The following is a 13,545-nucleotide window of genomic DNA, read 5'->3' on the forward strand; positions in this document are numbered from 1 at the left end:
AAGCCGTATTGCGCCCCCGCGACGCCCTTCCCGACGATGACACCGTCGCCGACAGACGGGAGCCGCAACGATGCCGCACATGACCGCTTTCGCCCGCAACCAGTGGTACGTCGCCGCCTACAGCCATGAGGTGGGGCGCGAGGAGCTGCTGGGCCGCACGATCCTCGGTGAACCGCTCGTCTTCTACCGCACGGAGGAGGACGGGACACCCGTCGCCCTCGCCGACCGGTGTGTGCACCGCCGGTACCCGCTGCACGAGAAGCCCAGCCGCCTCGACGGCGACCGACTCGTGTGCGGGTACCACGGGTTCACGTACGACACGAGCGGCACGTGTGTGTACGTGCCGGGGCAGAAACGTGTGCCGCGCACGGCCCGCGTCGCCTCGTACCCGATCGTCGAGCAGGACTCGCTGATCTGGGTGTGGATCGGCGACCCGGCGCTCGCCGACGCCGGCACCATCCCGCGGGCCCGGCACCTCGACTCCCCCGGCTGGGTCACCGTGCGCGGCATGGAGCCCATCGACGCCGACTACGGCCTCCTCGTCGACAACCTCCTCGACCTCTCCCACGAGACCTACCTCCACGGCGGGTACATCGGCACCCCGGAGGTCGCCGAGACGCCGATCACGACGGAGGTCGACGAGGGCGCGGGCATCGTCAGGGTCAGCCGGCACATGGACGACGCCGAATGCCCGCCGTTCTACGCCAAGTCGACCGGGATATCGGGGCGGATCACGCGCTGGCAGGACATCGAGTACCACGCGCCCTGCCTCTACCTGCTGCACAGCCGGGTCGCGCCGGTCGGTGTGGTGCCCGAGGCGGACGGCAGCGACCCGGGCGGCTTCCACACCGAGGTCACCTACGCCATCACCCCGTCCGAGGACGGCAAGGTGTACGACTTCTGGGCCGTCTCACGGGACTGGGCGACGGACGACGCCGAGGTCACCGAGTTCCTGCGGAGCAACAACCACACCGTCGTCATGCAGGACGTCGACGCGCTCAACCTCCTCCAGAAGACGCTCGGTTCGGAGCGTACGGGGTACCAGGAACTCAGCATCAACATCGACACCGGCGGCCTCGCCGCCCGCCGTATCCTCGCCCGCCTTGTCGAGGAGGGCGACAAGCCCGTGGAGAAGGTCCTGTGAGCAACACCCCGACCGGCGAGATCTACCGCATCGACTGGCTGCCGGGCACGGACGTCCTGCACGGCACCTGTCACTGCGGCCGCGAGCACACCGCGCAGGACCCGATCGAGATGTGGGAGTGGATGTTGGCCCACCCACAGGGGCACGAGGTGGCAGCTGATGACTGACGTGTACGAGACCGAACTCGTCGTCGACCGACGGGAGTTCGCCGCCGACGGGGTGCTCGCCCTCACCCTGCGCCACCCGCTCGGCGAGCCGCTCCCGGCCTGGGAGCCCGGCGCCCACGTCGACGTCGTGCTCGGTCCCGGCCTGGAGCGCCAGTACTCCCTGTGCGGTGACCCGTCCGACCGCTCCGGCTGGCGGATAGCCGTGCTGCGCGAGCCGGACGGGCGCGGCGGATCGGCCCATGTGCACGAGCAGTTGGGGCAGGGCGACAAGGTCCGGGTGCGCGGACCGCGCAACCACTTCGCCCTCAAGCCCGCCCCCCGCTACCGCTTCATCGCCGGCGGCATCGGCATCACCCCGATCCTGCCGATGCTGGCGGCGGCGGAGGCATCGGGGGCGGAATGGTCCCTGCTCTACGGCGGCCGGACGCGGCAATCCATGGCGTTCACCGAGGAGTTGAGCCGTTACGGTGATCGTGTCACCGTAGCTCCCCAGGACGAGACCGGTCTCCTCGACCTCGCCTCGGTGCTCGACGGCGTCCCCGAGGGCACGCTCGTCTACTGCTGCGGACCCGGGCCGCTCCTGGACGCCGTGCAGGCGCGCTGTCCTTCCGGGCTGCTGCATCTGGAGCGGTTCACGCCGAAGGAGCAGGAGACCGGCGAGAACACGGAGTTCGAGGTCGAGCTGGCGCGGAGCGGTGGGACCGTGACCGTCCCGGCCGACGTCTCGGTGCTCGACGCCGTGCGCGCCGCCGGTGTCGAGGTGCTGTACTCCTGCACCGAGGGCACCTGCGGGACATGTGAGACCGACGTCCTGGACGGCACCCCGGACCACCGGGACTCGGTGCTCACGGACGAGGAGCAGGAGGCCGGGGAGACGATGATGATCTGTGTGTCCCGGTGTCGGGGGCGGCGGCTCGTCCTCGACCTGTGACTCCCGCGGCTCCGGCGGCCCCGGTGGCCCCTTTGGCCATGCGCAGGTCCGCCTCGATCCCGGCGACCGTGTCCAGCAGATGCGGCAGCAGATCGCGGCGGACCGAGGCCACGGTGTTGCGGCTGGCGTGCACCGGGATGTTCACGGCCGCCACCACCTCGCCGTCCCGGTCCCGCACCGGGGCGGCGACCGAGCGCAGCCCCTCCTCCAACTCCTGGTCGACGACGGCGTATCCCTGATCCCGTACCCGGTCGAGCTCGGCGCGCAGCAGCCCGGCGGAGACGATGGTGCGCGGGGTCAGCGGACGCAGGTCGGCGCGGGAGATCGCCGACTCCCGCTGCTCCTGAGGGAGATGGGCGAGGATCACCCGGCCCACCGAGGTCACGTGGGCGGGGAAGCGGGTGCCGACCGTGATCGCCGCCGTCATGATGCGGCGCGCGGGCACCCTCGCGACGTACACGATCTCGTCGCCGTCCAGCACGCACAGGGACGACGACTCCCTTGTGCGCTCGACCAGTTGCTCCAGATGCGGCTCGGCGATCTGCGCCAGGGAGAAGCCGGCGAGATAGGAGTAGCCGAGTTCCAGGACGCGGGGGGTGAGCCGGAAGGTGCGGCCGCCGGCGTGGACGTATCCGAGGTCGGCCAGGGTGAGCAGGAAGCGACGGGCGGCGGCGCGGGTCAGGTCGCAGGCCCGGGCGACCTCACTGAGCGTCAGTTCCGGGTGGTCCGCGTCGAAGGCACGGATGACGGCGAGGCCGCGTTCCAGCGAGCGGACGAAATGAGGTGCTCGGGCTGCGGTCATCGTCGCCTCCGTCACCAAGTGTCAACAATATTGTCAGCCGAAGGCATTGACCCCAGCGGCCAAAGACTCTACTTTCGCGCAGTGCACCACTGTGCGCCATGCGCACAACCTGTCGGAACACCGAAGTCTGCACAGGAGGAGCCATGCGTCGTCTGCTCGCCGCCCTCGCGGCCGGAGCATTCCTGGTCACCGTGACGGCCTGTGGCTCGTCCGACGGATCGGGATCGTCGGACAGTGCGTCGTCGTCCGGCGGCACCACCAAGGTCAAGGTCGGGGTGATCCCGATCGTCGATGTGGCACCGCTGTATCTGGGCCAGAAGAAGGGCTTCTTCAAGAAGCAGGGCCTGGAGCTGGAGATGACGCTCGCGCAGGGCGGCGCGGCGATCGTGCCCGGCGTGGCCAGCGGTCAGTTCCAGTTCGGTTTCTCCAACTCGACCTCGCTGATGGTCGCCCAGTCCAACAACGTGCCGGTGAAGGTCGTCACCAACGGCATCGCATCGACAGGCGTTCAGGGCAAGGACTTCGGCGCGCTCGTCGTCAAGGGCGACAGCCCGCTGAAGTCGGCCGACCAGCTGGAGGGCAAGAAGGTCGCGATCAACACCCTGAAGAACATCAACGAGACCGCGGTGCGCGAGTCGGTGCGCAAGGCGGGCGGCGACCCGGACAAGGTCAAGTTCGTCGAGCTCGCCTTCGACCAGATGCCGGCCGCGCTCGACGGCGGGCAGATCGACGCGGCGATGGTCGTCGAGCCGGCGCTCGCCACGGTGAAGAGCCAGGGCGGCCGCGAGATCGCCTCGCCACTGGTCGACGTCGCCCCGAACCTGACCGTGGCGATGTACTTCACCTCCACCTCGTACGAGACCCAACACCCGGACGTCGTCAAGAAGTTCAAGGCGGCCGCCGCCGAGTCGCTCGCCTACGCCGACGCCCACCCGGACGAGGCCCGCGAGATCGTGACGACGTACACGAAGATCCCGGCGGCCGTGCTGGCGAAGGTGACCCTGCCCGCCTGGCCCGCCGAACCGGACCGCGCCTCGCTGGACGCGCTGGAGAAGCTGGGTCAGGCCGACGGTCTCTTCAAGACGGCCCCCGACCTGGACAAGCTGCTGCCGTGAAGGGACTGAACCTCGCACTCGGCGCTGCCGGGCTCGCGGTCTTCCTCGCCCTGGGCGAGGTGGTGCCGCGGCTCGGCCTGGTCAAAGAGGCCTACTTCCCGCCCGCCAGCCGGATCGCCGACGCGCTGGCCGACGAACTCTCCGACGACACCTTCTGGACGGCCCTCGGCGACACCCTCACCGGCTGGGGCCTGGGCCTGCTGATCGCCTCGACCGCCGGGATCGTGGCGGGCGTCGTCATCTCGGTCGTCCCGTACCTGCGGGACGCCACCGCCTCGACCATCGAGTTCCTGCGCCCCATCCCGTCGGTCGCGCTGATCCCGCTCGCGGTCCTGCTGTACGGCACCGAACTGAGGTCGGTGCTCCTGCTCGTCGTGTACGCCTCCTTCTGGCAGGTGCTGATCCAGGTCCTTTACGGCGTCCAGGACGTCGACCCGGTCGCCGAGGAGACGGCACGGTCGTACGGTCTCGGCACCTGGGCCCGGGTCCGCCATGTGCTGTGGCCGACCGCGCTGCCGTACGTCATGACCGGCATACGGCTCGCGGCGGCCGTCGCGCTGATCCTCGCCGTGACCGCCGAACTGGTCATCGGGGCACCGGGGTTGGGGCAGCGGATCGCGGTCGCGCAGAACTCCCAGGCGGTACCCGAGATGTACGCTCTCGTCGTGGTCACCGGCCTGCTGGGCCTGCTCATCAACGTGGGTGCCCGCACGGTGGAGCGGCGGGCGCTGGCCTGGCACCAGTCGGTGCGCGGGGAGGTGGCGGTGTGAGACGCGTCCTGCTGCGGGTCTTCTTCGTGCTCGCGCTGCCCGTACTCCTGGTCGCCGCCTGGTGGCTGGCCTCGGACGGCAGCACCAACGTGTTCTGGCCGCCCCTGCGGACGATCCTGCAGACCTTCCCGGACGTCTGGACCGCCGACCGCCTCAAGGACGACGTCCTGCCCAGTCTGCTGCGTCTGACGGCCGGTTACGCCTGCGCCGCGGTCGTGGGCGTCGCGATCGGCACGATCATCGGCTCGTACCGGCGGGTGCGGGCGTTCTGCGAGCCGGTGCTGGAGTTCCTGCGTGCGGTGCCCCCGCCGGTGCTGGTGCCGGTCATCATGCTGTTCGCCGGTATCGGCGACACCATGAAGATCGCCGTGATCGCGAGCGGCTGCGTCTGGCCGATCCTCCTCAACACCGTGGAGGGCGTACGGGCGGTGGACCCGGTGATGGCGGAGACGGCGAAGTCGTACGGCATCTCGGGCGTCGCCCGTCTCAAGGACGTGGTGCTGCGCTCGGCGAGCCCGCAGATCTTCGCGGGGCTCCGGCAGGCGCTGTCGATCGGCATCATCCTCATGGTCATCAGCGAGATGTTCGCCGCCAGCAACGGCATCGGCTTCACCGTCGTGCAGTTCCAGCGGAGTTTCGCGATCCCCGACATGTGGACCGGCATCCTGGTCCTCGGTCTGCTCGGCTTCCTCCTCTCCATGGTCTTCCAGGTGGTCGAGCGGCGGGTGCTCGGCTGGTACCACGGTCTGCGGGCCTCGACCCGGCGGTCCCCGTGACCCTCACGAAAGGGCGGTCCATGCACGCACTGGTCGTATCCGGCCTGCAGAAGGTCTACGAGGGGTCAGGGCGCCGGGTGGAGGCGGTCCGCGACCTCACCTTCACCGTCGAGGCGGGCGAACTCGTCTGTCTCGTCGGCCCGTCGGGCTGCGGCAAGACGACCCTGCTGAAGTGCATGGGCGGCCTGCTCACCCCGACCGGCGGCGAGGTACGGCTGGCCGGGGAGAAGGTGAGCGGCCCGCCGCCCGGGATGGCGTTCGTCTTCCAGGAGTACGGCCGCAGCCTGTTCCCGTGGATGCGGGTCGGCGAGAACGTCGAACTCCCGCTGAAGCAGAAGGGCTTGAGCAAGGCGCGGCGCCGAGAGCTGGTCTCCGACGCGCTGGAGTCGGTCGGTCTCGCGGACGCCGCCGGGGCATACCCATGGCAGCTCTCGGGCGGTATGCAGCAGCGGGTCGCGATCGCCCGGGCGCTCGCGTACGAGCCCCAAGTGCTGCTGATGGACGAGCCGTTCGCGGCCGTGGACGCGCAGACCCGCGCCGATCTGGAGGATCTCGTACGGGGACTGTGGCGGGAGCGCGGGATCACGATCCTGTTCGTCACCCATGACATCGACGAGGCCGTGTATCTGGGCCAGCGGGTCATCGTGCTCTCCGCCTCCCCCACCGTCGTGCAGGAGCAGCTCAAGGTCGATCTGCCGGACGAGCGCGACCAGTTGCACACCCGGGTGGCCCCGCGCTTCGCCGAGCTGCGGACCCATGTGTACGAGCAGATCCAGTCGGCGAAGCGCGGGACGCCGTCCCTCGCTAAGACAGATACGCCTCCACCTCACTGAACTGGCCTGCGGACCAGCCGGTGTTGGCGCTCACCGACAGGCGCAGATAGCGCAGGTTCGTGCCGCTCGGCAGGGTGACGGTGGCGGTGTTGCCGGTGGCCGGGTCGAAACGGTAGCCGGTCGCACCGACGACCGTCGCGTAGGCGGAGCCGTCGGTGCTGCCCAGCACGGTGATGGTCTGCGTACGCGCGCCCCAGGCCGCGGACGGCGGCAGCTTCAGCACCAGCCGCCGGACCGCCTCCGCCGACCCGAGGTCGACGGTCCAGGACTGCGGGAAGGCGTTGTTGGTGGACTCCCAGTAGCTGCTCGCGTCGCCGTCGACCGCCTTGCCGGGTGTGTAGACGTCCTGGGAGCCGGTGGCCGTGGCCGGGCGCCCCTTGGCGAGGTTGCGGGCCGGGTCCGGGTCCGGGTTGCCCTGCCCGGGCTGCGGCCAGGTCGAGCAGTCGGACCAGGTGCTGCTCCAGCCGGAGTTGCCGCCGCCGTCGGTGAGCGTGAAGGTGCCGGAGCTCGCCGGGTAGGGGCAGTTGTAGACACCGGCCGAACCGACCGAGGTGGCCGTGACGTTGCGGAAGGTCGCGGCGCCCTGGGCCTCCGCCTGGACGACGACCGTACCCGTGTTGCGGACGGTCGCGCCGTCGACGGTGACGTTGCGGACCGGGTATCCCTGCCCGCCACCCGACACGAACTCGAAGGCGCTGTAGGGGCTGTCGGTGATCGTCGTGTTGGTGATGGTGACGGTGGCGTTGATGGCGCTGTCGTAGGAGTCGACGCGCAGGGCGCCCATCGGATGGTTCCAGTTGGGGTTCATCGCGCCGGTGCGGACGAGTGTGTTGCCGTCGACCGTGATCGTGCCGGCGAGGGGCGAGAACGGGTCGAGGAACTTCTGGTTGGAGATCGCGATGCCGCTGCCGAGGGCGTTGGTGTCGGAGACCAGGTTGTTCTTCACGGCGATGTCCGTACCGCCGTAGATCGCGATGCCGTTGGCCAGGTTCGGCTGGCTGATGGTGTTGTTCTCGAAGCTGCTGTCGGTGTCCGGGGCGTACAGGGACCACATGGCGAGCGCGTCGTCGCCCTGGTTGCGCAGGAAGTTGTTGCGGACGCGGACGCCGCGCGCGTTGCCGTTGAGGTTGAGGCCGTCGGCGGTGGTGTCGAGGAAGCGGTTGTTCTCGACGACGAGGTTGTCGTTGTTGCCCATCAGCCAGAGGCCGACCTTGAGGTGCTGGAGCCACATCCCGGACACCGAACTGCCGGGTCCCAGCGCCCCGTTGACGAAGTTGTCGGGGTTGGAGTCGACGCGTTCGGTGACCTCGCCGATGACCGCGAAGTCCTTGATGTGGACGCCGCCGGACGAGCTGGACTGGTCGATGAAGCGGGAGGTGTGCACGACGGTGTGCCAGCTTCCGGCCCCTTGCAGGGTCACGTTCTGCACACCACTGAGCGACGAGGTCAGCTTGTAGTCGCCGGGCGGAATCCACACCACTCCCCCTTGCGCCGCGGAGATGGCGTCCCGGAAGGCCTGCGTGGAGTCCCCGTTGCCGCTGGGGTCGGCGCCCTTGGAGGTCACGGACACGGACCCGGCGGGCTGGGCAGCGGCGGCGGCGACCTGCTCGAAGTCGGCGACGTCCACGGTGACCTGGGTGCCCGTCGCCTGGAAGGCGACCTTGTCGCCGGCCTGGACGTTCTGGCCGAGCATCAGGCGGGCGTTGTCGAAGAAGTGGTGCTGCTTGGCGCCGGGAATCCAACTCGTGTCGATGTACGAGTACTTGGAGGTGACGGCCAGCGTCCCGGCGAGCTTGGTGCCGTTGACGTACACGTCGAGCGTGCCGGCCTGGCCGTCGGGGACGCTGTAGGCGAGGTTCACGGCGTTGGCCGCGCGCGGCACGGTGAACTCGACGCGCTGGCCGGAGGTGAGTCGTACCGCCTGCCGCCCCGACGCCTCGGAGGCGAGGGTGCCCTGGGTGTAATCGGGGCCGATCTTGGCGCCCGTCGTGGTGGCGGACTCGGCCTCGACCGAGGTGAAGGGGAGCGTGGCGCCCGAGGCCGCGTGGGCGGTGGGGGTTATGGCGGTGAGGAGGCCGGCGGAGAGGGCGACCACCATGGCGGCCGAGGCCGCTGATGGCATGCTCCTGACAGATCTCTGCATGTGCTGATCCCTTCTCGGTGGGGGTGGGGGTTCAGGCTTGCTGGACGGGGCCGGGGTTCAGGCTCGGAGCCAGACGGCAACGTCCTTCGGGAGGCGTCCTGCGGAGTCCAAGGGACCGCTGCCGAGGAGGAGCGCGCTGTGCGGCGGCAGGTCGGCTGGGGTGTCGGCGAGGTTCACCACGCACAGCGCGCCCTCCGCGCGGGCGAAGGCGAGCACGCCGTCCGGCGCGGGCAGCCAGGTGAGCGGGCCGTCGCCGAACTCCGGCCGGAGCCGGATGGCCTCGCGGTACAGGGTGAGCATCGAGCCGGGGTCACCGGCCTGGCGGTCGGCGGCATAGTCCGACCAGTCGTCCGGCTGCGGCAGCCAGGGCTCGCCCCCGAACCCGGCATGCGGCGCCTCGGCCGCCCATGGCAACGGCACCCGGCACCCGTCCCGCCCCGGGTCGGAGCCGCCCGACCGGAAGTGCATCGGGTCCTCGATCCGGTCACGGGGGACGTCCGCCTCGGGCAGCCCCAGCTCCTCGCCCTGGTAGACGTACACGGCGCCGGGCAGGGCGAGCGACAGCAGGGCGGCCGCGCGGGCCCGCCGGGTGCCGAGAGGGAGGTCGGTCGGGGTGCCGAAGGCCTTGGTGGCGAAGTCGAAGCCGGTGTCCGTGCGGCCGTAGCGGGTGACCGTACGGGTGACGTCGTGGTTGCAGAGCACCCAGGTGGCGGGGGCGCCGACCGGGGCGTGCTCGGCGAGGGTCTCGTCGACGGCCGTGCGCAGCCGTCCCGCGTCCCAAGGGCACGTCATGAAGGCGAAGTTGAAGGCGGTGTGGAGTTCGTCGGGGCGCAGATAGCGGGTGAAGCGCTCGGTGTCGGGGAGCCACACTTCGCCGACGAAGATCCCGTCGTACTCGTCGGCGATCGCCCGCCAGGACCGGTAGACGGCGTGGAGTTCGTCGCGGTCTACGTACGGGTGCGGGTCGCGGCCCTGGACGAAGTCCGGCAGGCGGGGGTCCTTGACGAGGAGGGCGGCCGAATCGATGCGGACACCGGCGACGCCGCGCTCGAACCAGAAGCGCAGGATGTCCTCGTGCTCCTGACGGACGGCGGGGTGGGCCCAGTTGAGGTCGGGCTGTTCGGGGGCGAAGAGGTGCAGGTACCAGTCGCCGTCGTCGAGGCGGGTCCAGGCGGGCCCGCCGAACTCCGATCGCCAGTCGTTGGGCGGGAGTTGGCCGTCGGCGCCGCGTCCGGGGCGGAAGTGGAACAGCTCGCGCTCCGGGCCGCCCTCGCGTGCCGCGCGGAACCAGGGGTGCTGGTCGGAGACGTGGTTGGGGACGATGTCGACGATGGTCCGGATGCCGAGTTCCCGTGCCTCGGCGATGAGTTTCTCGGCCTCGGCGAGGGTGCCGAAGGCCGGGTCGATCGCGCGGTAGTCGGCGACGTCGTAGCCGCCGTCCTTCAGCGGTGAGAGGTACCAGGGGGTGAACCAGAGCGCGTCCACCCCGAGTTCGGCGAGGTACGGCAGCCGGGCGCGGACGCCGGCGAGGTCGCCGGTGCCGTCTCCGTCGCCGTCGGCGAAGCTGCGGACGTAGACCTGGTAGATGACGGCGGAGCGCCACCAGTCCGTGGGCTGTCCCACTGGGGGTTCCCTTCTGTAGGCGTACGGGCGGTGTCAGCCCTTCGTGCTGCCCGCGCTGATCCCGGCGATGATGTGCCGCTGGAAGACCAGGAACAGGGCGACCATCGGGATGCTGGCGATGACCATCGCCGCGATGAGCACGGTGAGTTGGATGTTCTGCGACAGCTGGACGAGGGCCACGCTGATGGGCTGCTTGTCGGTGTCGGAGAAGACCATCAGCGGCCAGAGGAAGTCCTGCCACACGGCGACCAGCGCGAAGATCGACACGACTCCGAGCACCGGGCGGGACATCGGCAGCACGACCGACCACAGGACGCGCAGTTTCCCGGCCCCGTCGATCTCGGCGGCCTCCAGGACGTCGCGCGGGATCTGGTCGAAGAACCGCTTGAGGAGGTAGAGGTTGAAGGCGTTGGCGACCGCCGGGAGCCAGATGGCGAGGGGGTCGTTGAGCAGGCCGAGGTCGGCGACGGTCAGGTACTTCGGTACGACGAGGGCCTGCGTGGGGACCATGAGGGTGGCGAGGATGCCGCCGAGGATCAGCTTGCCGAAGGCCGGCTTCAGCTTGGACAGGGCGTAGGCGGCGGCCGTGCAGAACACCAGCTGGAACGCCCAGGCGCCGGCGGCCTGGACGACGGTGTTCCAGAGGTGGGTCGGCAGCTGCATCAGGTCCCAGGCGTCGGTGTAGCCGTCGAGATGCCACTGCTGCGGGACCAGGGTGGGCGGGGTCTGCGCGACCTCGTCGGGGGACTTCGCCGCGCCCGTGACCATCCAGTACACGGGGAAGAGGAAGGCCAGCGCGAAGAGGAGCACGACCACGGTGAAGACCGTCCAGTACACGGCCCTGCCGCGCGGACGGGCGAGGGTGGCCGGGGAGACGAGGGTGCGGGTGGCGGCGCTCATGCGCCCTCCTCTCCGGAGCGGGTCAGGCGCAGATATACGGCCGAGAAGGCGCCCAGCAGGATCAGGAGCATGACGCTGAGCGCGCAGGCCCCGCCGAAGTCGTTGTAGAGGAAGGCGTACTTGTAGATCAGGTAGAGGACGGTGACCGTGGCGTTCTCGGGGCCGCCGCCGGTGATGACGAACGGCTCGGTGAAGACCTGCATCGTCGCGATGATCTGAAGGAGCATCAGCATCAGGATGACGAACCTGGTCTGAGGGATCGTCACATGCCGGACGCGTTGCAGCAGGCTCGCGCCGTCCAGTTCGGCGGCCTCGTACAGCTCGCCGGGGATGGACTGGAGGGCGGCCAGGTAGATCAGGACGGTGCCGCCGAGGTTGGCCCAAGTCGCCACGATCACCAGGGAGACCAGCGCGGTGTCGGCGCCGTTGGACCAGTTCGAGGTGGGCAGGTGCAGGAAGCGCAGCGCCTCGTTGGCGAGGCCGGCGCCGGGGTCGTAGAACCACTTCCACAGCAGGGCGCTGACCACCGGCGGGATCATCACCGGCAGATAGACGACGACCCGGAAGAACGCCTTCGCGTGCCGCAACTCGTTGAGCACCAGGGCCAGTACGAAGGGGACGACGAAGCCGAGCAGCAGGGCGAGCAGGGTGAAGGTGAGGGTGTTGCGCCAGGCGGCGGTGAACTCCGGGTCGTGCCAGACGCGGGTGAAGTTGGCGGTGCCGACCCACTCGGCGTCCGAACCCGGCGTGTATTTCTGGAAGGCGATCACGATCGCGCGGATCGCCGGGTACCAGGAGAACAGCGCGAAGCAGAGCAGGCCGCCGATCAGGAAGGCGTGGGCGCGGAGTTGGTCGGCGAGGCGGCGCCGCCTCCGGTCCCCTGCCGGGGACGGCGCCTTGACCGGTCGTACGGCGATGGCCTCGGCCGGTCGTCGATGAGCCGTCTTCGTCATGGTCAGCCCCGGGCGAGGATGCCGTCGATCTTGCTGCCGGCGTCTTTCAGGAGCTGGTCGATGTCGGCGTCCTTCTTGGTGAGGACGGCGGAGACGACGCCGTCGAGGACGGAGTAGATCTGCTGGGCGTGCGGCGGCTCGATCTTCATGTCGAGGTTCTGGTTGCCGTCGAGGAAGGCCTGGTAGTTCTCCACCGGGACATTGGCGTTGGCCTTCTTGACCTGCTGGTCCTTGGCGTCGGCGGCGCCGGTGAACAGCCGGGGTTCGGGGAGGCCGACGGGGGCGTCGTTCTGCTTGGCGCGGGCGTAGTCGCCGAGGAAGCCGTCTCCGGGCGTGAGGAACATGTGGTCCAGCCACTTCAGCCCGGCGCGGATCTGGGCGGGGCTGGCCTTCTTGCTGAACATGTAGCCGTCGCCGCCGATGAGCGTGCCCTCGCCGCCGGGCATGGGGGCGAGCGCGAGGTCCTTGTAGTCGCCGCCCTTCTCCTTGACCAGGATCGGGATGTTGTCGGGGGCAGAGAGGTACATGCCGAGCTTGCCGGAACCCATCATCTGCTGCACGTCGTTGATGACGAGGAGCTGCTTGCTGCCCATGGAGTCGTCGGTCCAGCGCATGTCGTGCAGGTTCTGGAGGACGGCCCGGCCCTGCGGGGTGTCGACCGTCGCCTTCTTGCCGTCGGCGCTGACCACGTCGCCGCCCTGGGAGTACAGCTCGGCGGTGAAGTGCCAACCCCCCTGGTTCTGGGCGCTGTAGTCGGCGTAGCCGACGGTGCCGTCACCGAGGGCGGCGATCTTCTTGGCGTCGGCGCGCAACTCCTCCCAGGTGGTGGGGGGTTGCTCGGGGTCGAGGCCGGCCTTCTCGAAGAGCTTCTTGTTGTAGATCAGGCCCATCGAGTAGCCGGTGCGCGGGATGCCGTAGATCTTGCCGTCGACGGTGTAGATGTCGCGCAGCTGCTGCTGGATGGTGTCGTAGCTCTTCAACTCCTTCACGTACGGCGTGAGATCGGCCGCCTGGCCGATGTCGACGACGTGCTTGGCGTCGGTGAAGTACGTGTAGAAGACGTCTTCCATCTGGCCGCCGGCGAGCTTGGCGTCGAAGGTCTTCGGGTCCTGGCAGGGGAAGGCGTCGTGGGCGACGACGTCGATGGTCGGGTTCTGCTTCTCGAAGGCGGCGGTGTCCGCCTCGAAGAACGAGCGGTCGACCTTGGCGCTCTTGGGCGGCATGCAGTTGACCGTGATGCGGGTCTTGCCGCTCGCGGAATCCTCGTCGCCGGACCCGCAGGAGGTCAGGGCGAGGGCGAGCGAGCTGACGCTGAGCGCGACGAACGTACGGCGGAACCCGGTGCTTCTCATCGGTGGACCCCTCTGGGCAGGAGCGGTGGGCGGGGC

General features: G+C 69.6%; 13 protein-coding genes. 7 read left to right on the forward strand and 6 right to left on the reverse strand.

Annotated features, from left to right (window positions below):
* The first annotated feature begins 70 nt into the window (after positions 1-70).
* From IQ210_RS27275 to IQ210_RS27285, 3 genes are read left to right on the forward strand one after another with little or no spacing between them, the layout of a single operon-like run.
* A complete protein-coding gene (locus IQ210_RS27275; RefSeq protein ID WP_194081773.1) occupies positions 71-1,144 on the forward strand; it encodes an aromatic ring-hydroxylating dioxygenase subunit alpha in 1,074 nt (357 codons plus the stop codon).
* Positions 1,141-1,311: a hypothetical protein gene (locus IQ210_RS27280; protein ID WP_165951103.1), complete on the forward strand. Its 171-nt coding sequence runs from the start codon at positions 1,141-1,143 to the stop codon at positions 1,309-1,311. The genes IQ210_RS27275 and IQ210_RS27280 overlap by 4 nt, the downstream gene beginning before the upstream one ends.
* Entirely contained in the window at positions 1,304-2,242 is a 939-nt protein-coding gene (locus IQ210_RS27285) for a PDR/VanB family oxidoreductase (protein WP_194081774.1), read from the forward strand. Before IQ210_RS27280 ends, IQ210_RS27285 begins: the two co-directional genes overlap by 8 nt.
* Here the strand turns inward: IQ210_RS27285 and IQ210_RS27290 are convergent.
* Complete coding sequence (locus tag IQ210_RS27290) at positions 2,157-3,044, reverse strand: IclR family transcriptional regulator domain-containing protein (RefSeq protein ID WP_194081775.1); 888 nt, start codon at positions 3,042-3,044, stop codon at positions 2,157-2,159. The genes IQ210_RS27285 and IQ210_RS27290 overlap by 86 nt on opposite strands.
* Before the next feature lie 143 nt (positions 3,045-3,187).
* Between IQ210_RS27290 and IQ210_RS27295 the strand changes: the two genes are divergently transcribed.
* The 4 genes from IQ210_RS27295 to IQ210_RS27310 are packed head-to-tail and all read left to right on the forward strand — an operon-like array spanning position 3,188 to position 6,538.
* The gene (locus IQ210_RS27295; RefSeq protein ID WP_194081776.1) at positions 3,188-4,159 is read left to right on the forward strand and encodes an ABC transporter substrate-binding protein; all 972 of its coding nucleotides are present in this window, start codon (positions 3,188-3,190) and stop codon (positions 4,157-4,159) included.
* A complete protein-coding gene (locus IQ210_RS27300; RefSeq protein WP_194081777.1) occupies positions 4,156-4,929 on the forward strand; it encodes an ABC transporter permease in 774 nt (257 codons plus the stop codon). Before IQ210_RS27295 ends, IQ210_RS27300 begins: the two co-directional genes overlap by 4 nt.
* A complete protein-coding gene (locus IQ210_RS27305; protein WP_194081778.1) occupies positions 4,926-5,705 on the forward strand; it encodes an ABC transporter permease in 780 nt (259 codons plus the stop codon). The genes IQ210_RS27300 and IQ210_RS27305 overlap by 4 nt, the downstream gene beginning before the upstream one ends.
* A gap of 20 nt (positions 5,706-5,725) precedes the next feature.
* A complete protein-coding gene (locus IQ210_RS27310) occupies positions 5,726-6,538 on the forward strand; it encodes an ABC transporter ATP-binding protein (protein ID WP_194081779.1) in 813 nt (270 codons plus the stop codon).
* Here IQ210_RS27310 and IQ210_RS27315 read toward each other — a convergent pair.
* From IQ210_RS27315 to IQ210_RS27335, 5 genes are all read right to left on the reverse strand, one after another.
* Positions 6,510-8,660: a discoidin domain-containing protein gene (locus IQ210_RS27315; protein WP_228048408.1), complete on the reverse strand. Its 2,151-nt coding sequence runs from the start codon at positions 8,658-8,660 to the stop codon at positions 6,510-6,512. The two genes, IQ210_RS27310 and IQ210_RS27315, sit on opposite strands and share 29 nt — an antisense overlap.
* 78 nt (positions 8,661-8,738) lie before the next feature.
* A complete protein-coding gene (locus IQ210_RS27320) occupies positions 8,739-10,304 on the reverse strand; it encodes a glycoside hydrolase family 13 protein (protein ID WP_194081781.1) in 1,566 nt (521 codons plus the stop codon).
* Between the two features lie 33 nt (positions 10,305-10,337).
* Positions 10,338-11,204: a carbohydrate ABC transporter permease gene (locus tag IQ210_RS27325; protein WP_194081782.1), complete on the reverse strand. Its 867-nt coding sequence runs from the start codon at positions 11,202-11,204 to the stop codon at positions 10,338-10,340.
* Positions 11,201-12,157 carry a carbohydrate ABC transporter permease gene (locus IQ210_RS27330; protein ID WP_194081783.1) on the reverse strand — a complete coding sequence of 319 codons (957 nt, stop codon included), beginning with the start codon at positions 12,155-12,157 and terminating at the stop codon, positions 11,201-11,203. The genes IQ210_RS27325 and IQ210_RS27330 overlap by 4 nt, the downstream gene beginning before the upstream one ends.
* 2 nt (positions 12,158-12,159) lie before the next feature.
* Positions 12,160-13,509 carry an ABC transporter substrate-binding protein gene (locus IQ210_RS27335; RefSeq protein WP_194081784.1) on the reverse strand — a complete coding sequence of 450 codons (1,350 nt, stop codon included), beginning with the start codon at positions 13,507-13,509 and terminating at the stop codon, positions 12,160-12,162.
* Positions 13,510-13,545: the final 36 nt, after the last annotated feature.

The sequence above is a fragment of the Streptomyces justiciae genome (assembly GCF_015163075.1).
In the GTDB taxonomy this organism is placed as follows: domain Bacteria; phylum Actinomycetota; class Actinomycetes; order Streptomycetales; family Streptomycetaceae; genus Streptomyces; species Streptomyces justiciae.